The 23,509-nt window shown below is 48.7% G+C and carries 23 protein-coding genes and 1 tRNA gene; 20 read left to right on the plus strand and 4 right to left on the minus strand.

Going from position 1 to position 23,509, the window contains the following annotated elements; translation table 11 throughout:
* Positions 1-141: 141 nt before the first annotated feature.
* Positions 142-217 (minus strand) — tRNA-Asn (locus ACTHS8_RS07685).
* A gap of 139 nt (positions 218-356) precedes the next feature.
* Positions 357-848: a NemA protein gene (locus ACTHS8_RS07690; RefSeq protein WP_440373405.1), complete on the minus strand. Its 492-nt coding sequence runs from the start codon at positions 846-848 to the stop codon at positions 357-359.
* A gap of 180 nt (positions 849-1,028) precedes the next feature.
* Between ACTHS8_RS07690 and dapF the strand changes: the two genes are divergently transcribed.
* The 4 genes from dapF (at position 1,029) to ACTHS8_RS07710 (ending at position 4,172) form a co-directional block, all read left to right on the plus strand.
* Complete coding sequence (gene dapF, locus ACTHS8_RS07695) at positions 1,029-1,880, plus strand: diaminopimelate epimerase (RefSeq protein ID WP_440373406.1); 852 nt, start codon at positions 1,029-1,031, stop codon at positions 1,878-1,880.
* Positions 1,877-2,479, plus strand: coding sequence for a hypothetical protein (locus ACTHS8_RS07700; protein WP_440373407.1), 603 nt, complete (start codon positions 1,877-1,879; stop codon positions 2,477-2,479). Before dapF ends, ACTHS8_RS07700 begins: the two co-directional genes overlap by 4 nt.
* Positions 2,480-2,584: 105 nt before the next feature.
* Positions 2,585-3,517, plus strand: coding sequence for a cysteine synthase A (gene cysK, locus ACTHS8_RS07705; RefSeq protein ID WP_283121182.1), 933 nt, complete (start codon positions 2,585-2,587; stop codon positions 3,515-3,517).
* Positions 3,518-3,671: 154 nt separating this feature from the next.
* The gene (locus tag ACTHS8_RS07710) at positions 3,672-4,172 is read left to right on the plus strand and encodes a membrane lipoprotein lipid attachment site-containing protein (protein WP_371444493.1); all 501 of its coding nucleotides are present in this window, start codon (positions 3,672-3,674) and stop codon (positions 4,170-4,172) included.
* An 84-nt stretch (positions 4,173-4,256) separates the two neighbouring features.
* Here ACTHS8_RS07710 and ACTHS8_RS07715 read toward each other — a convergent pair whose 3' ends face one another.
* A complete protein-coding gene (locus tag ACTHS8_RS07715; protein ID WP_063075928.1) occupies positions 4,257-4,640 on the minus strand; it encodes a YkvA family protein in 384 nt (127 codons plus the stop codon).
* 462 nt (positions 4,641-5,102) lie between these two features.
* Here ACTHS8_RS07715 and sdhC point away from each other — a divergent pair, with 462 nt between their 5' ends.
* From sdhC to ACTHS8_RS07795, 16 genes are all read left to right on the plus strand, one after another.
* Positions 5,103-5,480, plus strand: coding sequence for a succinate dehydrogenase, cytochrome b556 subunit (sdhC, locus tag ACTHS8_RS07720; RefSeq protein WP_003678839.1), 378 nt, complete (start codon positions 5,103-5,105; stop codon positions 5,478-5,480).
* The gene (gene sdhD / locus ACTHS8_RS07725) at positions 5,474-5,815 is read left to right on the plus strand and encodes a succinate dehydrogenase, hydrophobic membrane anchor protein (protein ID WP_003678837.1); all 342 of its coding nucleotides are present in this window, start codon (positions 5,474-5,476) and stop codon (positions 5,813-5,815) included. The genes sdhC and sdhD overlap by 7 nt, the downstream gene beginning before the upstream one ends.
* A gap of 2 nt (positions 5,816-5,817) precedes the next feature.
* Positions 5,818-7,581 (plus strand): succinate dehydrogenase flavoprotein subunit, encoded by a 1,764-nt coding sequence (gene sdhA / locus ACTHS8_RS07730; protein WP_107768903.1) that lies wholly within the window; start codon positions 5,818-5,820, stop codon positions 7,579-7,581.
* Between the two features lie 119 nt (positions 7,582-7,700).
* A complete protein-coding gene (locus ACTHS8_RS07735; RefSeq protein ID WP_002241462.1) occupies positions 7,701-8,408 on the plus strand; it encodes a succinate dehydrogenase iron-sulfur subunit in 708 nt (235 codons plus the stop codon).
* 3 nt (positions 8,409-8,411) lie between these two features.
* Positions 8,412-8,660 carry an FAD assembly factor SdhE gene (locus ACTHS8_RS07740; RefSeq protein ID WP_003678830.1) on the plus strand — a complete coding sequence of 83 codons (249 nt, stop codon included), beginning with the start codon at positions 8,412-8,414 and terminating at the stop codon, positions 8,658-8,660.
* 124 nt (positions 8,661-8,784) lie between these two features.
* Positions 8,785-10,068 carry a citrate synthase gene (gene gltA / locus ACTHS8_RS07745; protein WP_063075929.1) on the plus strand — a complete coding sequence of 428 codons (1,284 nt, stop codon included), beginning with the start codon at positions 8,785-8,787 and terminating at the stop codon, positions 10,066-10,068.
* Positions 10,069-10,277: 209 nt separating this feature from the next.
* On the plus strand, positions 10,278-13,106 hold the full coding sequence (locus ACTHS8_RS07750) for a 2-oxoglutarate dehydrogenase E1 component (RefSeq protein WP_063075930.1): 2,829 nt from the start codon (positions 10,278-10,280) through the stop codon (positions 13,104-13,106).
* Between the two features lie 99 nt (positions 13,107-13,205).
* Positions 13,206-14,387, plus strand: coding sequence for a 2-oxoglutarate dehydrogenase complex dihydrolipoyllysine-residue succinyltransferase (odhB, locus tag ACTHS8_RS07755; protein ID WP_440373408.1), 1,182 nt, complete (start codon positions 13,206-13,208; stop codon positions 14,385-14,387).
* A 258-nt stretch (positions 14,388-14,645) separates the two neighbouring features.
* Positions 14,646-16,079, plus strand: a complete 1,434-nt coding sequence (lpdA, locus tag ACTHS8_RS07760) for a dihydrolipoyl dehydrogenase (RefSeq protein WP_063075932.1) — start codon at positions 14,646-14,648, stop codon at positions 16,077-16,079.
* A 124-nt stretch (positions 16,080-16,203) separates the two neighbouring features.
* Positions 16,204-16,491: a hypothetical protein gene (locus ACTHS8_RS07765; protein ID WP_002213751.1), complete on the plus strand. Its 288-nt coding sequence runs from the start codon at positions 16,204-16,206 to the stop codon at positions 16,489-16,491.
* Between the two features lie 71 nt (positions 16,492-16,562).
* Complete coding sequence (sucC, locus tag ACTHS8_RS07770; protein ID WP_036491521.1) at positions 16,563-17,729, plus strand: ADP-forming succinate--CoA ligase subunit beta; 1,167 nt, start codon at positions 16,563-16,565, stop codon at positions 17,727-17,729.
* Between the two features lie 10 nt (positions 17,730-17,739).
* The gene (gene sucD / locus ACTHS8_RS07775) at positions 17,740-18,630 is read left to right on the plus strand and encodes a succinate--CoA ligase subunit alpha (RefSeq protein WP_002244992.1); all 891 of its coding nucleotides are present in this window, start codon (positions 17,740-17,742) and stop codon (positions 18,628-18,630) included.
* A gap of 192 nt (positions 18,631-18,822) precedes the next feature.
* Complete coding sequence (locus ACTHS8_RS07780) at positions 18,823-19,257, plus strand: DUF883 family protein (RefSeq protein ID WP_440373409.1); 435 nt, start codon at positions 18,823-18,825, stop codon at positions 19,255-19,257.
* 110 nt (positions 19,258-19,367) lie between these two features.
* A complete protein-coding gene (locus ACTHS8_RS07785; protein WP_137040303.1) occupies positions 19,368-19,775 on the plus strand; it encodes a phage holin family protein in 408 nt (135 codons plus the stop codon).
* Complete coding sequence (locus ACTHS8_RS07790) at positions 19,756-20,022, plus strand: hypothetical protein (protein ID WP_254322456.1); 267 nt, start codon at positions 19,756-19,758, stop codon at positions 20,020-20,022. The genes ACTHS8_RS07785 and ACTHS8_RS07790 overlap by 20 nt, the downstream gene beginning before the upstream one ends.
* Positions 20,023-20,247: 225 nt before the next feature.
* The gene (locus tag ACTHS8_RS07795; RefSeq protein ID WP_440373410.1) at positions 20,248-21,078 is read left to right on the plus strand and encodes a phosphatidylserine decarboxylase; all 831 of its coding nucleotides are present in this window, start codon (positions 20,248-20,250) and stop codon (positions 21,076-21,078) included.
* Positions 21,079-21,162: 84 nt separating this feature from the next.
* On the opposite strand, the gene znuD is transcribed toward ACTHS8_RS07795, so the two are convergent.
* The gene (gene znuD, locus ACTHS8_RS07800) at positions 21,163-23,451 is read right to left on the minus strand and encodes a TonB-dependent zinc receptor ZnuD (protein ID WP_440373411.1); all 2,289 of its coding nucleotides are present in this window, start codon (positions 23,449-23,451) and stop codon (positions 21,163-21,165) included.
* Positions 23,452-23,509 lie beyond the last annotated feature (58 nt).

Consider the following 23,509-nt stretch of genomic DNA (forward strand, 5'->3'; position numbering starts at 1 on the left):
ACAAATAAAAGGCCGTCTGAAACCAGATTTGGGTTTCAGACGGCCTTTTTTATTATGAGGGTTCATGGAGTTTTTTAGAAAAGAACAGTCGTTCCTTATTGATGTAAAAAAGCCTGAACAGAAGTTCAGGCTTTTTAAATTTGGCTCCCCGACCTGGGCTCGAACCAGGGACCTGCGGATTAACAGTCCGTCGCTCTACCGACTGAGCTATCGGGGAATGGGGCGTATTATAATGGCTGGAAAAAATGTGTCAATCAGTATTTTCAAGAAAATGGTGCAAAATATTTCAAATGTTTGAATGTTAAAAATATTTTGTAATCAAGTTTCACATGCTTTCCAGCCGTTTCAGACGGCCTTTAGTATTTGGCGTTAACCAATTTGCCGTTTTGGAATACTTGCTGCTGCATCACCGTGCCGTTGTAGGCGTAAGTGGTCAGCGAGCCGTTGCTTGGCGTGGCGCGGAACTGCATCAGTTGATTGCGGTTGAGGACATAGGGATCCGTGCGTTTTTGGCTGTTGTCGCTGTAAAAGTCTTGGACGACATATTCGTTGTTGCGTTTGCTGATCAGTTGGCGATGGAAGCCACCTTTGACTGCGCTGTTGCTGGGTGTGCCGTGTGCATCGAAATAGGTTACGATTTGTTCTTCTGAGATACGGATGCCGTCTGAATCCGTGCCTTTGGTGGTTTTGGTTTTGTCTAAGCCGACAGGGATATTGATGGATGTACCCAAGCCGACGTGGCGGCCGATGCTGGTGCCGACGCCTAAGCCGACGGAAACTCCGGGCGTGCCGACTGTACATGCGCTGAGTGAAGCGGCCAAAAGGGCAGGTAAGAGAACTTTTTTCATAATGTGTATCCTTGTAATAAGAAATGTTTGTAATGTGGGAAGTATAGTATTTTTGTAGGGTGGCTGGTGTTAGTATTGGTAAAAGGGCGCAAGGCCGTCTGAAGAACAAGATAGAAACGGATATATCATTCTGGTGTAGAATGTGCCGAAATAATGATTTAATAAGAATGTGAATGAATAATGAAAACTTTGAAATTTACGAAGATGCACGGCTTGGGTAATGATTTTATGGTGGTCAATGCCATCAATCAGGACTTTGATCCGTTGGCTGCGCCGCTTGCCCAATGGGCAGACCGCTATCGCGGCGTGGGTTTTGATCAGTTTTTGGTAGTGGAGAAGCCTTCTTCTGAAGCGGTCGATTTTCGGTACCGCATTTTCAATGCCGATGGTCGGGAAGTAGAGCAGTGCGGCAATGGCGCGCGTTGTTTTGCGCGTTTTGTCGCGGATAAGGGTTTGACGGATAAAACGGAAATCTTGGTCGAAACGGCCAAAGGGATTATTGTGCCGAAGCTGTTGGATAACGGTTTGGTTACCGTCAATATGGGTAAACCGCGTTTCATGCCGTCTGAAATTCCGTTTGTGCCTGCACATGGTGAAAATGAAGATGCGCTGACACATATTGTCTTGGTCGGTTTGGAATCTGTACCGGTAAGCTGCGTGAATATGGGTAATCCGCATGCGGTAATTTTGGTTGATGATGTTGAAACTGCGCCGGTGGAGCATTGGGGCAGTGCTATTGAATCGCACGAGCAGTTCCCTGAACGGGTCAATGTCGGCTTTTTGCAGGTCGAAGATGAATTGTCAGTCCGCCTGCGCGTGTTTGAACGCGGAGTGGGGGAAACTCAGGCTTGCGGCACTGGAGCGTGTGCGGCCGTGGTGGCAGGCGTGCGTAATGGCTTGCTGAAAGCGGGTGTGCCTGTGCGTGTTACTCTGCCTGGCGGCGAATTGTTTATCAGTTGGGAGGAAGGTGGCGATGTGCAAATGACCGGCCCTGCTGAAACCGTTTTTGAAGGCGAGTTGCAGTATTCATGATGGTTTCTTTGGATTTTTGGTTTGCCGTCGCGTATGCTGTGGTATCGTTGGCGTTTATTTTTCGCGCGCAGCGGTTTCAATGGCTTTGGGCTGCGGTATTGTTGTGGCTGGGGATTTCGGCACTAGGCGCGCGCTTGCTGCCCGGAATGTGGGGCTTTACGCATACAGGCCCTTTGTTTATCCCTCATTTTTATCTGACAATCGCTAGTATTTTCTTCTTTATCGATGACTGCAGTAAAACGGAAGACAAAAAGTTTTGGTCGGCAGGCGAATATGCCGGTTTGACCTTATTTGCGGTTTCCAATGTTGTCATGACTTTGGCTTTTGTTTTTTTGGCAGGCGTGGTTTATTTCATCTTGCCATTGGCAGGCGCAGTTTTTGCATGGGTGGCCTTGCTGAAAATTTATGCCTTGAAACCGATTTATTGGTTTGTTTTGCAGGGCGTGTTGATGCTGGTGTTTTATCTGCACCGCGTGGTCGTGTGCAAGCAGTCGGCGGCTTTGTTTAGTGCTACTCAGCTGCAAATGGGTTGGCTGGTTGCGGTTGTCATGCAGGCTGTGGTTGCCATGGCTTTGATTTTTGAACGGGGCGGATATTAATTTATCCAAACTAAAAGTTATAATGAAAGAAATTTTCGATATTGGTTTTTCAGACGGCCTGAGTTTAATATGCAGGCTATATCACATCTAAATCTGGAGCAGGAAATGAAAATTGCAAATAATATTACCGAGCTGATCGGCAACACCCCTTTGGTGAAATTGAACCGTCTGACCGAAGGTTTGAAAGCGCAAATCGCCGTTAAACTTGAATTTTTCAATCCGGGCAGCAGCGTGAAAGACCGTATTGCCGAAGCCATGATTGAAGCGGCGGAGCAGGCCGGTAAAATCAATAAAGATACCGTTATCGTTGAGGCGACCAGCGGCAATACCGGTATCGGTTTGGCAATGGTGTGTGCGGCCCGCGGTTATAAATTGGCGATTACTATGCCTGAAAGCATGAGTAAAGAACGCAAAATGCTGCTGCGTGCATTCGGTGCAGAGCTGATTTTGACACCAGCTGCCGAAGGTATGGCTGGCGCTATCGCTAAAGCCCAGTCTTTGGTGGACGAACATCCAGATACTTACTTTATGCCGCGCCAATTTGATAATGAGGCCAATCCTGAAGTTCACCGCAAAACCACTGCCGAAGAAATTTGGCGTGATACAGACGGCCAAGTTGATATTTTCGTGGCCGGTGTGGGTACAGGCGGTACGATTACCGGCGTGGGCGAAGTATTGAAAAAACACAAACCCGAAGTTCAAATCGTGGCCGTCGAGCCTGAAGCTTCCCCAGTATTGAGTGGTGGCGAAAAAGGCCCGCATCCGATTCAAGGTTTGGGCGCAGGCTTTATCCCCAGTGTTTTGAATACGGCTATTTACGACAGCATTGTCAAAGTACCTAACGAAGCAGCGTTTGAAACTGCGCGCGCTATGGCTGAAAAAGAAGGCATTTTGGTAGGTATTTCTTCCGGTGCTGCGGTATGGAGCGCATTGCAACTGGCTAAAAAACCTGAAAACGAAGGCAAGCTGATTGTTGTCTTGTTGCCATCGTATGGCGAACGCTATCTTTCTACGCCTCTGTTTGCTGATTTGGCATAATATAGGATTGTTGTTAAAAGGCCGTTTTCAGACGGCCTTTTTTGCGTATGGGCTTGAGATATCATATGAAATCTGTTGTAATTCAGTTAATGAGCTTTGAATACCGTTATTCAAAAGTTGGTTTCTTCAACGAATCATGCTTATAATGCGCATTATGAAAAAATACATTCTTCCTATCCTTGCTGTGGCGGCACTTGCCGGTTGTGAATCGATTTATGTTCCAACATTGAAAGAAGTGCCAGTTCGACCAACCAACGTCAAGAAACCTAAGGCTGATTCACAAGTTTCAGCTACCGGTTATCATTTGGCTCCTTCGCATTGGGCAGATGTTTCCAAGATTCATGATGAAGCACGTCGCTTGAGTACCCAAGTGAGCCAAGGTAGTCTGACCAAAGTCCAGGCTGCCCAATATTTGAACCGCTTCCGTATCCAACAAGTAGGACGCAACTCCGTCGATGACAGTATGTACGAAGTTTATCTGCGTTCTGCCGTTGATAGCCAACGTGGTGAAATTACTACCGAGCAATCCAAACAATACATCCAAGGCGCTTTGCGCGGTTGGCAGCAACGTTGGAAAAACATGGATACCAAACCAAGCAATCCTGCGTTTACTAACTTCCTGATGGAAGTTATGGGTATGCAGCCTTTGAAATAAAAAAGTCATAAACCGAGAAGGCCGTCTGAATATTCAGACGGCCTTCTTCTTGTATTTATATATGTGTAGTCGAACTTTATCCAATTAAGAACCAAACAGCTTGTCAGCCGCTTGACGGGCTTTTTCTTGAATATCTTCGGTCAGGTAGTTTTTCATTTGAGAATAAACCAACGCAATGACGGCAATGTCATCACTGAAGCCAAATGGAATCAGAAGGTCGGGAATGCTGTCGATAGGGCTGAGGAAATAAACCAGTGCGCCGACAATAATCATTTTGGCCCGTTTGGGCGTATGTTCGGATTCCCAAAGGTAATAAAGTGCATAAAGTTGACGGACGACAGGTTTGCCCAGGCGGCCGGCAAAACGTCCGAGTTTTTTCATAAAACCGGATGTGTCCAAGTTTCGACGGCGGAAGGAGGGGATGTAGTCCTCCGGATTGGGAGTGTTTTGATGAGGGGAGTGTGTCATGATGCAGCCTCCTTATAAGGTATGGAAACATTATTGGTATTGCACTGTATTTTAGTCCATCTAGGGATGAATGAAATGCCTTTGAATGTATAACTATGTAAGAGTAGTGGTGATAATGCAGTGGTAATAAGTTAGGAATGGCTTATGCCTTTGTAAAGATTAGGTATCAAGAATGAGAATTTATCTCGCAATAGATACAATTCTCAAATCATAATGATGTTATCGTAAGTGCTTTGATGGGGAGATGGCTTAATTGCAGGAAAGTAACAAAAAAGGCTAAGCACACAAAAAAAAATCTAAGAATGATTGTTTGATTTTATTAGTTTTTTGGTAAAAATCATTAGAGCATTTATAAATTGCACTGTTCAAAATGAGATAAAACAGGTAAATTATGGTTTATGTAGCTTATTGTAGTGCTGAGCTATAGGTTTTGAGCTGATAATAAATCTAGAGGAACTGACCATGTCCGCCAAATCACGCCCGGTATTTTTGGAAATTCCGAATATCCGATTGCCCATACCGGGGATTGTATCTATTCTTCACCGTATCAGCGGCGTCGGCTTGTTTGTGATGCTGCCTGTTCTCTTGTATTTCTTCTCCGGAACGCTGGATCGCGAAGCGTCGTTCGAAGCATATCGTTCTGCTATCTCCAATCCGTTTGTGAAGCTGATTCTTATCGGTCTGTTGTGGGCATATCTGCACCACTTTTTGGCCGGTATCCGCTTTCTGTTTTTGGATGTGCATAAAGGCTTGGAATTAAATACTGCCCGTGCTACTGCTAAAGTTGTATTTGCTTCTGCTTTGATTCTGACCGTCGTTTTGGGAGCTTTGTTATGGTAGAACGTAAATTGACAGGTGCGCATTACGGTTTGCGCGATTGGGCAATGCAACGTGCAACTGCGGTCATCATGCTGGTGTACACCGTGGTTCTTTTGGTTGTTTTGTTCACATTGCCTAAAGAATATTCGGCATGGCAGGCATTTTTTGATCAAACTTGGGTGAAAGTGTTTACCCAAGTGAGCTTTTTGGCCGTATTCCTGCATGCATGGGTAGGTATCCGCGATTTGTGGATGGACTACATTAAGCCTTTCGGCCTGCGTTTGTTTTTACAAGTTGCCACCATCGTTTGGTTGGTAGGCTGCTTGGTGTATTCAGTTAAAGTAATTTGGGGGTAAATATGGGTTTTCCTGTTCGCAAGTTTGATGCCGTGATTGTTGGCGGTGGTGGTGCAGGTTTACGCGCAGCCCTCCAATTGTCTAAATCCGGTCTGAATTGTGCTGTTTTGTCTAAAGTATTTCCAACCCGTTCTCATACTGTAGCAGCTCAAGGCGGTATTTCTGCTTCATTGGGTAATGTGCAGGAAGACCGTTGGGATTGGCATATGTACGATACTGTGAAAGGTTCCGACTGGTTGGGCGACCAAGATGCGATTGAGTTTATGTGTCGCGCCGCGCCTGAAGCTGTAATTGAGTTGGAACACATGGGTATGCCTTTTGACCGTGTGGAAAGCGGTAAAATCTACCAACGTCCTTTCGGCGGCCATACTGCCGAACACGGTAAACGTGCGGTAGAACGTGCATGTGCGGTTGCCGACCGTACCGGTCATGCGATGTTGCATACTTTGTACCAACAAAATGTCCGTGCCAATACACAATTCTTTGTGGAATGGACAGCGCAAGATTTGATTCGTGATGAAAACGGCGACGTAGTCGGTGTAACCGCCATGGAAATGGAAACTGGCGAAGTTTATATTTTCCACGCTAAAGCTGTGATGTTTGCTACCGGTGGTGGCGGTCGTATTTATGCTTCTTCTACCAATGCTTATATGAATACCGGTGATGGTTTGGGTATTTGTGCTCGTGCAGGTATTCCGTTGGAAGACATGGAGTTCTGGCAATTCCACCCGACCGGTGTGGCCGGTGCCGGTGTATTGATTACCGAGGGTGTGCGTGGTGAGGGCGGTATTCTGTTGAATGCCGATGGCGAACGCTTTATGGAACGTTACGCTCCGACTGTAAAAGACTTGGCTTCCCGTGACGTGGTTTCCCGTGCGATGGCAATGGAAATTTACGAAGGTCGCGGCTGCGGTAAAAACAAAGACCACGTTTTGCTGAAAATCGACCATATCGGTGCCGAAAAAATTATGGAAAAACTGCCGGGCATCCGCGAGATTTCCATTCAGTTTGCCGGTATCGACCCGATTAAAGACCCGATTCCCGTCGTGCCGACTACCCACTACATGATGGGCGGTATTCCGACCAACTATCACGGCGAAGTTGTTGTGCCGCAAGGCGACGAATATGAAGTGCCGGTGAAAGGTCTGTATGCGGCAGGTGAGTGCGCATGTGCTTCCGTACATGGTGCAAACCGCTTGGGTACTAACTCCCTGTTGGACTTGGTGGTATTCGGTAAAGCTGCCGGCGACAGCATGATTAAATTCATCAAAGAGCAAAGCGACTGGAAACCTCTGCCTGCTAATGCAGGTGAGTTGACTCGTCAACGTATCGAGCGTTTGGACAACCAAACCGGTGGCGAAAACGTTGATGCATTGCGTCGCGAACTGCAACGCTCCGTACAACTGCACGCCGGTGTGTTCCGTACCGATGAGATTCTGAGCAAAGGCGTTCGAGAAATCATGGAGATTGCCGAGCGCGTGAAACGTACTGAAATCAAAGACAAGAGCAAAGTGTGGAATACCGCGCGTATCGAAGCTTTGGAATTGGATAATCTGATTGAAGTAGCGAAAGCGACTTTGGTGTCCGCCGAAGCGCGTAAAGAATCGCGTGGCGCACACGCTTCAGACGACCATCCTGAGCGCGATGACGAAAACTGGATGAAACATACCCTGTATCATTCAGATACCAATACTTTGTCTTACAAACCGGTACATACCAAGCCTTTGAGCGTGGAATACATCAAACCGGCTAAACGCGTTTATTGATGAGTTTTCAGACGGCCTTTATCTTAAAGGCCGTCTGAAACCTAACCATACCCACATTGAACTGCTTGAATTCATAATACAAAATCATTGGGCAGTTTATGAGAAAAGGAACACTTCTCATGGAAAAAATGAGTTTTGAAATTTACCGTTACAACCCGGACGTTGATGCTAAACCTTATATGCAACGTTACGAGTTGGAATTGGAACCAACCGACGTTAAACTTTTGGACGCTTTAGTGCGCCTGAAAGCACAAGACGATACATTGTCTTTCCGCCGTTCTTGCCGCGAAGGTATTTGCGGTTCTGACGGTATGAACATCAACGGCAAAAACGGCTTGGCATGTCTGACCGATCTGCGCGGCCTGAAACAGCCGGTTAAAATCCGTCCTCTGCCAGGTCTGCCTGTTATCCGCGACCTGATTGTAGATATGACCCAATTCTTCAAACAATATCACTCCATCAAACCTTACGTTGTCAACGATAACCCTATCGATGCGGACAAAGAGCGTCTGCAAACTCAGGAAGAGCGTAAAGAGTTGGACGGTTTGTACGAATGTATTTTGTGCGCCTGCTGTTCGACTGCCTGCCCGTCATTCTGGTGGAACCCTGATAAATTCGTTGGCCCGTCCGGCTTGTTGAATGCTTACCGTTTCATTGCGGATAGCCGTGATACCATCACTAATGAGCGTTTGGATAATCTGAACGACCCATACCGTTTGTTCCGTTGCCACACCATTATGAACTGCGTAGACGTATGTCCTAAACACTTGAATCCGACCCGAGCCATCGGTAAGATTAAAGAGATTATGTTGAAACGAGCCGTTTAAGAAATGATGGTTTTTGACGATATTGCCAAACGGAAAATCCGTTTTCAAACCCGCCGGGGATTGTTGGAATTAGACTTAATCTTCGGCAGGTTTATGGAAAAAGAATTCGAGCACCTGAGTGATCAGGAGTTGTCCGAATTTTCCGAAATCCTCGAGTTTCAAGACCAAGAGTTGCTTGCCTTGATTAACGGACATTCGGCGACGGACAAGAAACACCTGATTCCCATGCTTGAAAAAATCAGACAGGCATGACGTATTATAGAGCTTGTTTGCGATACCAATCCGAACAAGCTCTTTCCATACTGAGGCCGTCTGAAAAAAAGGACCGTGCCGCTTGGGCGGCAACGAAAGCCCCAACTTACAAAGGAGTTTAAGAATGTCTAAATCAGTCAAGCTCACCACCCCAAATCAAGAGACCTTGGAACTGCCAGTATTGGAAGCAAGTATCGGCCATGATGTGGTTGATATCCGTGCGTTGACAAAAAATACAGGTCTGTTTTCCTTCGACCCAGGATTCGTGTCGACTGCAAGTTGCGAATCCAAAATCACTTATATTGATGGCGATGAAGGTCTGTTGTATTACCGTGGTTATCCTATCGAGCAGCTGGCCGAAAAATCCGATTATTTGGAAGTTTGCTATCTGTTGATTTACGGCGAACTGCCAACCCCTGAACAGAAAAAAGAATTTGATGCCACAGTCAGCCGCCATACTATGCTGCATGAGCAGTTGACTTGGTTCTTCCGCGGTTTCCGTCGCGATGCGCACCCGATGGCGATGATGGTTGGTGTGGTTGGCGCTTTGTCTGCTTTCTACCAAGACAGCTTGGATATTGCCAATCCGGAACACCGCAAAATTGCGATTTACCGCTTGATCTCCAAAATCCCGACAATTGCGGCAATGTGTTACCGTTATTCCAACGGTCTGCCGTTCAATTATCCAAAAAATAACCTTTCCTATGCTGAAAACTTCTTACACATGATGTTTGCGACACCATGTGAAGAATACAAACCTAATCCAATATTGGCTCGCGCGCTCGACCGCATCTTTATTTTGCATGCCGACCACGAGCAAAACGCTTCTACTTCGACTGTACGCTTGGCAGGTTCTTCAGGTGCAAACCCATTTGCCTGTATCGCTGCCGGTATCGCCTGTCTGTGGGGTGCTTCACACGGCGGTGCAAACGAAGCTGTGTTGAAAATGCTGGACGAAATCGGCGATGTATCTAATGTTGCCGCATACATGGAAGGTGTGAAACAACGCAAATACCGTCTGATGGGCTTTGGTCACCGCGTATACCGCAATATGGATCCACGAGCCAACATCATGCGCGAAACCTGTTATGAAGTCTTGAAAGAATTGGGCTTGGAAGACAGTCCTAAATTTAAGCTGGCGATGGAATTGGAACAAATTGCACTGAAAGATCCGTTCTTTGTTGAACGCAAGCTGTATCCAAACGTCGATTTCTACTCCGGTATCGTCTTGTCCGCATTGGGCATTCCAACTGAAATGTTTACCGTTATCTTCGCATTGTCGCGCAGTGTAGGTTGGATTTCTCATTGGCATGAAATGATTAGCGATCCGGCACTGAAAATCGGCCGCCCACGTCAACTGTATACCGGTGCAGAGCGTCGCGATTACGTTCCGGTAGATAAACGCTAATAGACAATACATTAATATATTGTTGAAAAGTCGTTTGAAAAAATCGAATTGCCGTTTTCAATGAGGTTGGTCGTAATTAATTAAGTTGATAGCAGGTAATTTGATTTGAAATAGGGTAGAATAAAGTGTCATTTCAGACGGCCTGAATTCCGTTCGGAGAACACGGGATTCTACCCTTTGTTTATATTTTAAAGAAAAGAGCTCACGCCATGATGGACGAAAAACTCAATTTCTCTTATCTGTTTGGTTCTAATGCGCCATACATCGAGGAGTTGTATGAAAAGTTTCTGGATAATCCGGAATCTGTCGATGAAAAATGGAAACAGTACTTTACCGATTTGAGTAAGCAGCCGGGCGCAGTCGCTGTCGATGTTGCCCATACACCGATTCGTGAATCATTTGCCACTTTGGCTAAAAAGAAAATTGCCGCAGCCGTCGCAGGCGGTGTAGATGAGGCAATGATGAAAAAGCAAGTCAGCGTTTTGCGACTGATTTCTGCCTATCGTATCCAAGGCGTGGGCGCAGCCCAACTTGATCCGCTCAAACGTATTCCTCCTCAAAATATCGAAGCGCTCGATCCTAAATTCCACGGTCTGTCAGATGCCGATATGGCGCTTCAGTTCAATATGGGCGAGGGCGATTTTTCCGGTCAGAGCAAACTGCCTCTGTCCCAAATCATCAGCAACCTCAAACAAACCTACTGCGGCCATATCGCGGTAGAGTACATCTACATTCCAAATACCGAAGAGCGTCGCTGGGTTCGCAATTATTTTGAAAGCGTACTGTCTACGCCAAGCTACAACGTTGAACAGAAACGCCGTATCTTGAAAGAAATGACTGCTGCCGAAACTCTGGAACGCTACTTGCATACCAAATATGTCGGTCAAAAACGCTTTGGTGTAGAAGGCGGCGAAAGCGCGATTGCCGGTTTGAACTACCTGATTCAAAATGCCGGTAAAGACGGTGTGGAAGAAGTCATCATCGGTATGGCACACCGTGGCCGTCTGAATGTTTTGGTGAACATTCTGGGTAAAAAACCCAGCGATTTGTTCGCTGAGTTTGAAGGCCGTGCCGAAATCAAATTGCCTAGCGGCGACGTGAAATACCACATGGGCTTCAGCTCCGACATCGCTACGCCACACGGCCCGATGCACGTTTCTTTGGCATTTAACCCGTCACACTTGGAAATTGTTAACCCGGTAGTGGAAGGTTCTGCACGCGCCAAACAAAAACGTTTGGGCGAAAACGGCCGCGATAAAGTCTTGCCGGTATTGATTCACGGTGACTCCGCATTTATTGGTTTGGGTGTTAACCAAGCAACATTCAACCTGTCTAAAACACGCGGTTATACCACCGGTGGTACTGTTCACATCGTGATCAACAACCAAATCGGCTTTACGACTTCCGATACCCGCGATACCCGTTCTACCGTACATTGTACCGATATCGCGAAAATGGTTTCCGCTCCGGTTATCCATGTTAACGGCGATGATCCTGAACGCGTTTGCTTTGCCATCCAAGCTGCCTTGGATTACCGCAAAAAATTCCATAAAGACATCGTGGTCGACGTTGTTTGCTACCGTAAATGGGGCCACAACGAGGGCGATGATCCGACCTTAACCCAACCGATGATGTACAAAAAAGTATCACAACACCCAGGTGCGCGTGCTTTGTACACCGAGCAACTGATTGCCGAAGGCGTGGTAACTCAAGCTGAAGCTGACGGTTACATCCAAGCCTACCGTGATGCTTTGGACAAAGGCGAACATGTTGAACAAACAACTTTGAGCAACTTTCAACGCACACAAATCGACTGGAGCAAATACCAAGGCAAAGATTGGCGCGAACACATCGAAACCGGTTTGCCTGCCGCAGATATTGAGCGTCTTACCGAGAAGTTTACCGCTGTACCGGAAGGCTTTGCCCTGCATCCGACTGCGAAACGTGTGATTGAAGCGCGTAAAGCCATGGCATCCGGCAAACAAGCCATCGATTGGGGTATGGCCGAAACCTTGGCATACGCAAGCCTGCTGACTAAAGGTCATGGCGTACGTATTTCCGGTGAGGACTCCGGTCGCGGTACATTCTCACATCGCCATGCAGTATTGCACGATCAAAACCGTGAAAAATGGGACGACGGTACTTATGTTCCTCTGCGTCATATGGGCGAAGGCATGGGTGAGTTCCTGGTTATCGACTCCATTTTGAACGAAGAAGCCGTGATGGCGTTCGAGTACGGCTTTGCCTGCTCCGCTCCTGACAAGCTGACCATTTGGGAAGCTCAATTCGGTGACTTCGCCAACGGCGCACAAGTGACTATTGACCAATTCCTGTCTTCAGGCGAAACCAAGTGGGGTCGTTTGTGCGGTCTGACCACCATCCTGCCGCACGGCTACGACGGTCAAGGCCCTGAGCACTCTTCTGCACGCGTAGAACGTTGGTTGCAACTGTGTTCCGAGAACAATATGCAAGTCATCATGCCGTCTGAAGCGTCGCAAATGTTCCACATCTTGCAACGTCAAGTCTTGGGTTCATACCGCAAACCGCTGGTGATTTTCATGTCCAAACGCCTGTTGCGCTTCAAAGGTGCAATGAGCCCGCTGGAAAACTTCACCGAAGGTTCGACTTTCCGTCCGGTTATCGGCGATACTGCTGAACGCGCAAGCAACGACAGCGTGAAACGCGTGGTATTGTGTGCCGGTCAGGTTTACTATGACTTGGAAGCTGGTCGTGCTGAGCGTAAACTGGAAGATGATGTTGCTATCGTCCGCGTTGAGCAGCTGTATCCGTTCCCATACGACGAGGTTAAAGCTGAACTGGCGAAATATCCGAACGCAAAATCTGTGGTTTGGGCACAAGAAGAGCCGAAAAACCAAGGCGCGTTCTACCAAATCCGCCACCGCATCGAGGACGTTATCAGCGAAGAGCAAAAACTGTCTTATGCCGGTCGTCCAAGCAGCGCATCGCCTGCAGTGGGCTACTCAAGCAAACACATTGCTCAATTGAAACAATTGGTTGAAGACGCTTTGGCGTTGTAAACCAAGTGGCATTCCGTCTGAGGCTGCTCAGGCGGAATGCCCATATGCAGAATTAAAAACACACAACAGGCCGTCTGAAAGGGCCATTGGAGACACAAAATGATTATTGATGTAAAAGTACCTATGCTGTCTGAAAGCGTATCTGAAGGCACGCTCTTGGAATGGAAGAAAAAAGTTGGCGAAGCAGTTGCCCGTGACGAAATCCTGATCGATATCGAAACTGACAAAGTGGTTTTGGAAGTACCTTCTCCACAAGCCGGCGTATTGGTTGAAATCGTAGCGCAAGACGGTGAAACCGTTGTTGCTGATCAAGTTTTGGCACGCATCGATACAGCTGCTACTGCCACCGCCGAAGCTCCAGCCGCTGCGCCTGCCGAAGCAGCCCCAGCCGCCGCTCCTGCTGCTGCACAAAACAACGCCGCTATGCCTGCCGCCGCCAAACTGGCTGCCGAGACCGGTGTTGATGTGAACGCATTGCAAGGTTCCGGCCGTGACGGTCGCGTATTGAAAGAAGACGTACAAAATGCTGCTGCCAAACCTGCCGCAGCCGCTGCTCCTGCTGTTGCACTTCCTGTAGGCGCACGTCCTGAAGAACGCGTACCGATGAGCCGCCTGCGTGCCCGTGTTGCCGAACGCCTCCTGGCTTCTCAACAAGAAAACGCCATTCTGACTACATTCAACGAAGTCAACATGAAACCAATCATGGACTTGCGTGCGAAGTACAAAGATAAATTCGAGAAAGAACACGGCGTGAAACTGGGCTTTATGTCCTTCTTCGTTAAAGCCGCTGTTGCCGCCCTGAAAAAATACCCGGTTGTGAATGCTTCTGTTGACGGCAAAGACATCGTGTACCACGGCTACTTCGACATCGGTATCGCAATTGGCAGCCCACGCGGTCTGGTTGTACCAATTCTGCGCGATGCAGACCAAATGAGCATTGCTGACATCGAACAAGCAATTGTTGATTACGCGAAAAAAGCCAAAGACGGCAAAATCGCTATCGAAGATTTGACCGGCGGTACATTCAGTATTACCAACGGCGGTACCTTCGGTTCTATGATGTCTACCCCGATCATCAACCCACCTCAATCTGCGATTTTGGGTATGCACGCCACTAAAGAGCGCGCCGTGGTTGAAAACGGTCAAGTTGTTGTCCGTCCGATGATGTATCTGGCCCTGTCTTACGACCACCGTATCATCGACGGCCGCGAAGCTGTATTGACCTTGGTAGCCATTAAAGACGCGTTGGAAGACCCAGCTCGCCTGTTGTTGGATCTGTAATCGTTTCAGACGGCCTTTTATTTGTTAATGAAAAGGCCGTCTGAATTTTTATTTAGATGTAGCGTAATGTAGTATCGTGCTACAATAGGCTCAACAAACGATTGAGGCCGTCTGAAACATTTGATTCGAATGAATCGGCAGATATGGACTTTCAGACGGCCTTTTCTTAAAACCATCAAAACGCAGTCATTCAAAATAAAAAAGAAACAAAAAGTATCGTTTTTATTTTGAGATACTGCAAAAGCAAAGGATGACACGATGTCTCAATATGATGTAGTAGTGATTGGTGCAGGCCCGGGCGGATACGTTGCCGCCATCCGTGCCGCGCAACTGGGTTTTAAAACCGCTTGCGTCGATGCAGGCGTTAACAAAGCAGGCAATGCCCCTGCATTGGGCGGTACTTGCTTGAACGTGGGCTGTATCCCTTCCAAAGCCCTGTTGCAATCCAGCGAACATTTCCACGCTGCGCAACACGAGTTTGCCGAACACGGTATCACTGTCGGCGACGTAAAATTCGACGCGGCCAAAATGATTGAGCGCAAAGATGCCATCGTAACCAAGCTGACCGGCGGCGTGAAATTCCTGTTCCAAAAAAACAAAGTAACCAGCCTGTTCGGTACTGCTTCCTTTGCCGGTAAAAATGGCGATGCTTACCAAATCGAAGTCGATAACAAAGGCGAGAAAACCGTTATCGAAGCCAAACACGTCATCGTAGCAACCGGTTCCGTACCGCGTCCGCTGCCACAAGTCGCTATCGACAACGTGAACGTTTTGGACAACGAAGGCGCATTGAACCTGACCGAAGTGCCTGCCAAACTCGGCGTGATCGGTTCCGGCGTGATTGGTCTGGAAATGGGTTCCGTATGGAACCGCGTGGGTGCAGAAGTTACCATTCTTGAAGCTGCGCCGACCTTCCTGGCTGCTGCCGACCAACAAATCGCCAAAGAAGCCTTCAAATACTTCACTAAAGAGCAAGGCTTGAGCATTGAATTGGGCGTGAAAATCGGCGACATCAAATCTGAAGGCAAAGGCGTTTCCGTTGCTTACGAAACAGCTGCCGGTGAAGCCAAAACCGAAGTATTCGACAAACTGATCGTTGCTATTGGCCGTATTCCAAACACCAAAGGCCTGAACGCCGAAGCCGTAGGCTTGGAAAAAGACGAGCGCGGCTTTATCAAGGTAGATGGCGAATGCCGTACCAACCTGCCTAACGTATGGGCAATCGGCGACGTGGTTCGCGGCCCGATGTTGGCACACAAAGCCATGGACGAAGGCGTTGCCGTTGCCGAGCGCATTGCCGGTCAAAAACCGCATATCGACTTCAACAACGTACCGTTTGTTATTTACACCGACCCTGAAATCGCTTGGGTGGGTAAAACCGAAGAGCAGCTCAAAGCCGAAGGCGTAGAGTACAAAAAAGGTACTTCAGGTTTCGGTGCAAACGGTCGCGCATTGGCAATGGGCAAAGCCAAAGGTACGGTTAAAGTGTTGGCAGATGCCAAAACCGACCGTATCTTGGGCGTACACATGATCGGCCCGGTTGTCAGCGAATTGGTTGCCGAAGGCGTGACTGCGCTCGAATTCTTCGCCAGCAGCGAAGACATCGCCCGCATTATCCATGCCCACCCAACCTTGTCCGAAGTGGTTCACGAAGCTGCATTGGCGGCCGACAAACGCGCTTTGCACGGTTGATAGACATTAAGGCCGTCTGAAATTTTTCAGACGGCCTTAAGGCCTTCGACAAATTGAATGTTTCGAGAGCTTCGTTTTCTGATTTATAATTCCGTCAGACAAACACACAGCATTTACATTCATTATGAACAAAGAAATAGTCGGTATTTTCTTTATACCGATGGGCATCATCAGCATGTGTATGGCCGCATTGTGGCAGATGTATGTGATGATGACCGAAACTTATACGCTCAACCGTTTCAAAGATAAAGAATTGGTTTGGCGCGTGGCATTGTTGTTTATCAGTTTCAGCCTTGCCGTTTATCTGCTCTGCCCGAATTCGCGTAAAAAAGGCATCGTCTTTTTTATTCTCGGGGGAGGCGGTGCAGCCATGTATCTGCTGGCGCGGATGTGGTTGCCCTTCAGTAAATAGTAGGGCCGTCTGAAAATATGGGATTGGCCGCAGGGCGATTCCTAAAACCCACTCACCTTAAGGAGAAATCCATGAATTTACACGAGTATCAGGCTAAAGAACTGCTGGCTAGCTACGGTTTGCCCGTACAAGGCGGTATTTTGGCACACAACGGCGAAGAAGCCGCTGCAGCTTACGACAAATTGGGCGGCAAATTCGCTGTTGTCAAAGCACAAGTACACGCCGGCGGCCGCGGTAAAGCGGGCGGCGTAAAAGTCGTTAAAAGCCGCGAAGAAGCTAAAGAAGTGGCTGAAAGCCTGATTGGCACCAACTTGGTAACTTACCAAACCGATGCCAACGGCCAACCTGTCAACAGCGTTTTGGTTTGCGAAGATATGTATCCGGTTCAAACTGAGCTGTACTTGGGCGCAGTGGTTGACCGTTCTACCCGCCGCGTTACATTCATGGCTTCTACCGAAGGTGGCGTGGAAATCGAAAAAGTTGCTGCCGAAACTCCAGAAAAAATCTTCAAAGTAACCGTTGATCCGCTGGTTGGCCTGCAACCTTGCCAAGCTCGCGAAGTTGCCTTCCAACTGGGCTTGAAAGACAAACAAATCAACGAGTTCGTCAAACTGATGACCGGCGCGTACAAAGCGTTTATCGAAAACGACTTCGCCCTGTTTGAAGTAAACCCATTGGCAGTTCGCGAAAACGGCGCGCTGGCTTGCGTAGATGGCAAAATCGGTATCGACAGCAACGCGCTCTACCGCCTGCCGAAAATTGCCGCTTTGCGCGACAAATCTCAAGAAAACGAACGTGAGCTGAAAGCTTCCGAATTCGACCTGAACTATGTTGCCCTGGAAGGCAACATCGGCTGTATGGTTAATGGTGCAGGTTTGGCGATGGCTACTATGGACATCATCAAACTGAAAGGTGGCCAACCTGCCAACTTCTTGGACGTTGGTGGCGGCGCAACCAAAGACCGCGTGGTTGAAGCGTTCAAACTGATTTTGGAAGACAAATCCGTTAAAGGCGTATTGATCAACATCTTCGGCGGTATCGTACGTTGCGACATGATTGCGGAAGCCATCGTGGCAGCCGTTAAAGAAATCAACGTCAACGTTCCTGTCGTTGTTCGTTTGGAAGGTAACAACGCCGAACTCGGCGCGAAAATCCTGAACGAATCAGGTCTGAAACTGACTTCTGCAGACGGCCTGAATGACGCAGCCGAAAAAATTGTTGCAGCCGTAAACGCCTAAGGAGAAAAGAATGAGCGTATTGATTAATAAAGACACCAAAGTATTGGTTCAAGGTTTCACCGGTAAAAACGGTACTTTCCACTCCGAACAAGCTCTGGCTTACGGCACTAAAGTTGTCGGCGGCGTTACCCCAGGCAAAGGCGGTCAAACCCATCTGGACCTGCCTGTATTCAACACCATGAAAGAAGCCGTTAAAGAAACCGGCGCTGACGCATCTGTAATTTACGTTCCAGCTCCGTTTGTTTTGGATTCTATCGTTGAAGCCGTTGATTCAGGCGTAGGCTTGGTCGTTGTGATTACCGAAGGCGTGCCTACTTTGGACATGCTCAAAGCCAAACGTTACTTGGAAACCAACGGCAACGGTACCCGCTTGGTCGGCCCTAACTGCCCGGGCGTGATTACTCCGGGTGAGTGCAAAATCGGTATTATGCCGGGCCACATCCACACTCCAGGTCGCATCGGTATTATTTCCCGTTCCGGTACATTGACTTACGAAGCTGTGGCACAAACCACCAAACTCGGCTTGGGTCAATCAACCTGTATCGGTATCGGCGGTGACCCGATTCCTGGCATGAACCAAATCGACGCACTGAAACTCTTCCAAGAAGACCCAGATACCGACGCCATCATCATGATCGGTGAAATCGGCGGTACTGCGGAAGAAGAAGCAGCCGAATACATCCAATCCAACGTAACCAAACCTGTTGTAGGTTACATTGCTGGTGTTACCGCTCCTAAAGGCAAACGTATGGGCCACGCTGGTGCGATTATTTCCGGCGGTAAAGGTACTGCCGAAGAAAAATTCGCCGCTTTCGAAAAAGCCGGTATCGCTTACACCCGCAGTCCTGCCGAGTTGGGTACTACTATGCTGGAAGTGTTGAAAGCAAAAGGTTTGGCATAAGACTTAAGTCTTTAAGCTGAATTGAAAAGGCCGTCTGAAGTTTTCAGACGGCCTTTTTTAAATTTTATTTGCTTGTTTTCAGAATAAGCACTTAATTTAATTTAAATTAACGTTTATTTGGAAATAAACGGTTATAATTTATTAACAGATAAATAGTCTGTAACCATATCAACCTATATCAAGGAGAAAAGCATGAAAAAACACGATTTTGAAGCACGTCGCGAGGCTTTGCTGAAAGACATCCGAGAAGTGATGGATGATGTGGAAGAGTTGTACCGCAATGGTGTTGAAGCCGGTTCGGAAGAGGGCAGCAAAGCCCGAGCCAAATTGGAGGAAAAATTGGCTGTGGCCAAAGAGCGTTTGAGCCGTTTTGAAGAAGAAGCCGGCGAGCGTCTGCGCCATCATGCCGAGCGTGCGCGTGAAAAATACGAGCAGTTTGAAGAAGCGGCTCAGGAGCGTTTGAAAGAAGGCAAAGAGCTTTTTTCCGAATTAGAATCAGATGCTGGTGCGCGCTTGAAACGCGGTGCCAAACACGCTGATGAAGTGGTGCATGAAAAACCATACTATGCGATGGGTTTTGCCGCATTGGCCGGTTTGGTTGTCGGTGTGTTGTTGAACCGCCGTTAATGCGAATATGTTAAGGCCGTCTGAACAGGCGTGCACATGAAATCATGGATTTCATTGCGCCGTGCAGACGGCCTCTGCCTTATGTTTTCCTGAAAAAAAGGATAGTTAAGATGGGAATTCGCCAACGTTTTGAACATGGCAAGGCTTTGTTGAATCAGGGCGCGGATTTGCTGCTGCTGCGTTTGCAGGTATTGAGCTTGGATTTGACGCGTCAGGCGGAGAATGTGTTCCGATTGGCGATTTGGCTGGTATTGTCCGGCGCGCTGTTGATGGTGGGCTTGGTCGGTTTGCTGTTCGGCTTGAACCGCGTGCTGACGGATGTGGCCGCTTTGTGGGTATTTTTCGGCATTTTCTTCGTGAGCCTGCTGATTATTGCCGTATTGTTCCGCAAAGTATCGGCAGATTATCGGGAGCAGGGCAGTCGCGTGGCTGAAACCTTGCAGGATATTCGGTCGGATATTGCGTATTTGCGTGGTGAGATAGATAAGGATGCGGACGATGAAGCAACAGGAGTATGAAGAAGCGCGCGAGCTGCTGCTTTTGGAAGCCAAGCTGGTGCGGCTGCGGATTGAAGCGGAAAATTTGAAACTGCGTAAAGCGGAAGAAAGCAAAACACGACAGGGCAATCAGTTGATTAAGCTCGCAGATGTGGCGTATCAGTTGAGCCAAACGCGTTTGCTGTCTCAACGCTCTTTGTTTTCTACATCGCGCCGTCGGCATTGGATCTGGCTAGTGTTGGCGGTCATACTGGGTTTGTCGAGATAATCGAGGGCGGAGGTTTGGTCAAAATGATATTTGCGGCGAGTTGTTAGCTCATGTGAGTCGCTTGTTGAGGACGCTGCGTCATTGTGTTGCCGAAACTGAAACTTTATCTATGTTGAGTATTTTTTACAAAAGACACCGGCCGTCTGAACATTTCAGACGGCCTCAATGTTTGGAGTTTCAGATATAATGGCGGCAATTTTGAAATTATTAAATGAAGGATAAGTGATGAACCGTTTGTATCCCCACCCGATTATCGCCCGTGAGGGCTGGCCGATTATCGGCGGCGGTTTGGCTTTGAGCCTGCTGGTGTCGATGTGCGGCGGCTGGTGGTCTTTGCCGTTTTGGGTGTTTACCGTATTTGCACTGCAGTTTTTCCGCGACCCTGCGCGTGAAATTCCGCAAAATCCTGAGGCGGTGTTGAGTCCGGTTGACGGCCGTATCGTGGTGGTCGAGCGCGCACGCGATCCGTATCGTGATGTCGATGCTTTGAAAATCAGTATTTTTATGAACGTGTTCAACGTGCATTCGCAAAAATCGCCTGCCGATTGTACGGTAACGAAAGTGGTCTATAACAAAGGCAAATTCGTGAATGCGGATTTGGACAAGGCCAGCACGGAAAACGAACGTAATGCGGTGTTGGCGACTACGGCTTCTGGTCGTGAAATTACTTTTGTTCAAGTGGCCGGTTTGGTGGCGCGCCGTATTTTGTGCTACACCCAAGCAGGCGCGAAACTGTCTCGCGGCGAACGCTATGGCTTTATCCGCTTTGGTTCGCGCGTGGATATGTATCTGCCTGTCGATGCGCAGGCGCAAGTGGCGATTGGTGATAAAGTTACCGGCGTCAGCACTGTATTGGCGCGTTTGCCGCTGACTGCGCCGCAAACTGAATCTGAGCCTAAAGCCGCAGCTCCACAAGCCGCGCCAGTTTCACAAGCTACTCCGGCTTCACAAGCTGCTCCGGTTGAGACAGTGGCAAACCAATCTACCGAACAGCAGCAAATCGAAGCGGCGGCGGCTAAAATTCAAGCGGCTGTGCAAGATGTATTGAAAGATTAATAGTCAGTTTTAAATGATTGGTTAAAACAAGAAAAAGGTTTTCAGACGGCCGTCTGAAAACCTTTTTTGTTTGCCTGTCCGATTTTAAAACTTCACGTTCACGCCGCCGGTAAAGCTGCGCCCCATTTGCGGCGTATCAGAGAGGAAGCTGCTGTGGGCGTAAACGGATTGGTTGAGCAGGTTGTCGGCTTTGACGTACCAATTCCACTCGCCATAGCGCGTATTGCGGCGGTAGTTTGCGCCGAGGTTGAGCATATGGTGTCCGGGCGTACGCGTTTCGTAGCGGGCGAGTTTGTTTTGGGCGAACACGCGGTAGTAGTCCAAATTGGCATCGATACGGTTGGTCAGCGAGGCTTTCAGGTGGAAGCCGAGGCGCGCAGCTGGAACGCGAGGCGCGTTTTGGTCGTCCTGTGCGATGAAAGGACGGTTACCGTAAGCATCTTCCCTACCGGGCAAGGAAGGCAGGTTTTTCAGACGGCCTCGTACATAGTCGCCGGAAACGCCGATGCGGTAGCGCGGTGTCGGTTTGAAGTAGATTTCGCCTTCTGCGCCGTAGAAGTCGGCGCCGGATTGGTTGTAGCGCACGAGCTTCATTTCGCTGTCGTCTTCGATGGATTTGGGACCGCGTCCGTCGTTTAAGGTTTGGGCGTAAATGTAGTTGCCGAAACGGTTGCGGTAGAGTGCCAGATTGTATTGCCAGCGGTCGCCTTCGTAGCCCAGCGCGAGTTCGATGTTGTTGGAACGCTCTTTGTTGAGGTGTTTGTTGCCGACTTCAAAGGTGTTGGTGGCGACGTGTTTGCCGTGTGCGTACAGTTCTTGCGTTGACGGTAGGCGTTCCTGATGAGAGGCGGTCAGGCTGAGTTTGTGGTGTGGCGTGAAATACCAGTTGCCTGAAAGTGCGAACGAGCGGGCGGTTTGGCGGTGTGCGCCGAGGTCGGGCAGGGGTTGGTTGTAGTAGTTTTCCCGATCAATCAATGCTTTGTCGTACTGGATGGAGGCTTTTTGTTTTTCCACGCGTACGCCGCCTTCAAGCGTGAAGTTGTCCCAGTTTGCCTGTTCTACACCGAAAAAGCTGTAATGGCGCACATTGTTGCCAATCAACATCGGTTGTTGGACGGTCTCGGGGATGGCGGAAAGCGCGCTGGATTTTTGTCCCAAATATTGCACGCCCCAGCTGCCTTTCAGACGGCCTATGGGTTGGTGGCGCAACTCGATACGGGCGTTGTGTGTTTTGTTGTTGAAGAAGTTTTCTACTGCATCGCCTGCTTTTTCGTCGTGGTGGTAGTCGTTGCGGTTCAGGTGTACGCGCAGGGCTTCAAAACCGGGGAATGGCTGCCTCCATTCGGCGCGGAGTTCGTAGCGTTTGTTGCGCAGGTTTATCCAAGGTTTGCCGTTGTGGGCATGGGCGTGTGCATTATCGTCGTCGTGAAAGCCGCAGCTCAAGCCCGGATTGTCGTAATCAACGTCTTCTTCGGTCAACAAGTGCGGATAAAGCTGCAAATAGCGTTTGTTGATCAAGCTCTTTTGCCAGATGATGTCGGCGTGGCAGTCGTCGTAGAGATGGCTGTGGGCAGGCAGGCCGTAGCGGTCGCGACGGTCGCTGTACGCTACGCCGATGAAACCTTTATCCCCAACCCAAGACAGGCCGATGCTGCCTGTTTTTGAATCGGCATGGCTGTTGGGCAGTCGTTTCAGACGGCCTTCTTCTTTTTGATAGCGCGGTACGGCGTAATCGCCCGATTTGCGGTACAAGCCTTCGGTATGCAGCACAAAGTTGTTACCCAAGCCGATATTGATGCCTACGGATGTCAGTTTTTCCAAATTGCCGCTGCTCAAACGCAATCCGGCTTCACCCGATACGTCGTTTTCAGGCATTTTTTCGGGGATTTTTCCATCGGCAACATCGACCAAGCCGGCTACATTGCCCGAGCTGTATAAGAGCGTAACCGGGCCGCGCAGGATTTCGACCTGTTGCGACAAGGCGCTGTCCACCATCAAGGCATGGTCGGGCGAGAAGTCCGCCATGTCGCCGGTTTCGCCGTGATGGTTCAACACTTTAATCCGTCTGCCTGTTTGACCGCGAATAACGGGAGCGGACGCGCCGCCGCCGTATTGCGAGGCATGAATGCCCGGTACGCCGTCCAAAGCATCGCCTAGGTTGACGGCTTTTTGGCGCAAGGTATCGCCGGAGATGATTTTGTCGGAGGCGGTCGAAGTGTGCAACAGCCCCGACGTGGCGCGCGGACGGCTTTTGCCGACGACGGTAACCTCTTCCAAGTCAACCGACTGCTCGGTTTCATGCGCTTGGGAGAGAATCGGGGCGCTGATTAAAAGAATAGATAAAACAATGGGTTTGAGTGTGGTTTGTGTCATTTTAGTTTCTCATCATATTTTGAAAGGCTGTTATTATATAACATTTCATTATTTATAT

The sequence above is a fragment of the Neisseria sp. P0016.S008 genome (genome assembly GCF_051957775.1).
GTDB classification, from domain to species: domain Bacteria; phylum Pseudomonadota; class Gammaproteobacteria; order Burkholderiales; family Neisseriaceae; genus Neisseria; species Neisseria flavescens_B.

Bases quoted from the DNA above. Each gene is read 5' to 3' on its own strand.
- ACTHS8_RS07690 (WP_440373405.1), bottom strand. From the start codon at position 848: ATGAAAAAAGTTCTCTTACCTGCCCTTTTGGCCGCTTCACTCAGCGCA.
- dapF (WP_440373406.1), top strand. From the start codon at position 1,029: ATGAAAACTTTGAAATTTACGAAGATGCACGGCTTGGGTAATGATTTT.
- ACTHS8_RS07700 (WP_440373407.1), top strand. From the start codon at position 1,877: ATGATGGTTTCTTTGGATTTTTGGTTTGCCGTCGCGTATGCTGTGGTA.
- cysK (WP_283121182.1), top strand. From the start codon at position 2,585: ATGAAAATTGCAAATAATATTACCGAGCTGATCGGCAACACCCCTTTG.
- ACTHS8_RS07710 (WP_371444493.1), top strand. From the start codon at position 3,672: ATGAAAAAATACATTCTTCCTATCCTTGCTGTGGCGGCACTTGCCGGT.
- ACTHS8_RS07715 (WP_063075928.1), bottom strand. From the start codon at position 4,640: ATGACACACTCCCCTCATCAAAACACTCCCAATCCGGAGGACTACATC.
- sdhC (WP_003678839.1), top strand. From the start codon at position 5,103: ATGTCCGCCAAATCACGCCCGGTATTTTTGGAAATTCCGAATATCCGA.
- sdhD (WP_003678837.1), top strand. From the start codon at position 5,474: ATGGTAGAACGTAAATTGACAGGTGCGCATTACGGTTTGCGCGATTGG.
- sdhA (WP_107768903.1), top strand. From the start codon at position 5,818: ATGGGTTTTCCTGTTCGCAAGTTTGATGCCGTGATTGTTGGCGGTGGT.
- ACTHS8_RS07735 (WP_002241462.1), top strand. From the start codon at position 7,701: ATGGAAAAAATGAGTTTTGAAATTTACCGTTACAACCCGGACGTTGAT.
- ACTHS8_RS07740 (WP_003678830.1), top strand. From the start codon at position 8,412: ATGATGGTTTTTGACGATATTGCCAAACGGAAAATCCGTTTTCAAACC.
- gltA (WP_063075929.1), top strand. From the start codon at position 8,785: ATGTCTAAATCAGTCAAGCTCACCACCCCAAATCAAGAGACCTTGGAA.
- ACTHS8_RS07750 (WP_063075930.1), top strand. From the start codon at position 10,278: ATGATGGACGAAAAACTCAATTTCTCTTATCTGTTTGGTTCTAATGCG.
- odhB (WP_440373408.1), top strand. From the start codon at position 13,206: ATGATTATTGATGTAAAAGTACCTATGCTGTCTGAAAGCGTATCTGAA.
- lpdA (WP_063075932.1), top strand. From the start codon at position 14,646: ATGTCTCAATATGATGTAGTAGTGATTGGTGCAGGCCCGGGCGGATAC.
- ACTHS8_RS07765 (WP_002213751.1), top strand. From the start codon at position 16,204: ATGAACAAAGAAATAGTCGGTATTTTCTTTATACCGATGGGCATCATC.
- sucC (WP_036491521.1), top strand. From the start codon at position 16,563: ATGAATTTACACGAGTATCAGGCTAAAGAACTGCTGGCTAGCTACGGT.
- sucD (WP_002244992.1), top strand. From the start codon at position 17,740: ATGAGCGTATTGATTAATAAAGACACCAAAGTATTGGTTCAAGGTTTC.
- ACTHS8_RS07780 (WP_440373409.1), top strand. From the start codon at position 18,823: ATGAAAAAACACGATTTTGAAGCACGTCGCGAGGCTTTGCTGAAAGAC.
- ACTHS8_RS07785 (WP_137040303.1), top strand. From the start codon at position 19,368: ATGGGAATTCGCCAACGTTTTGAACATGGCAAGGCTTTGTTGAATCAG.
- ACTHS8_RS07790 (WP_254322456.1), top strand. From the start codon at position 19,756: ATGAAGCAACAGGAGTATGAAGAAGCGCGCGAGCTGCTGCTTTTGGAA.
- ACTHS8_RS07795 (WP_440373410.1), top strand. From the start codon at position 20,248: ATGAACCGTTTGTATCCCCACCCGATTATCGCCCGTGAGGGCTGGCCG.
- znuD (WP_440373411.1), bottom strand. From the start codon at position 23,451: ATGACACAAACCACACTCAAACCCATTGTTTTATCTATTCTTTTAATC.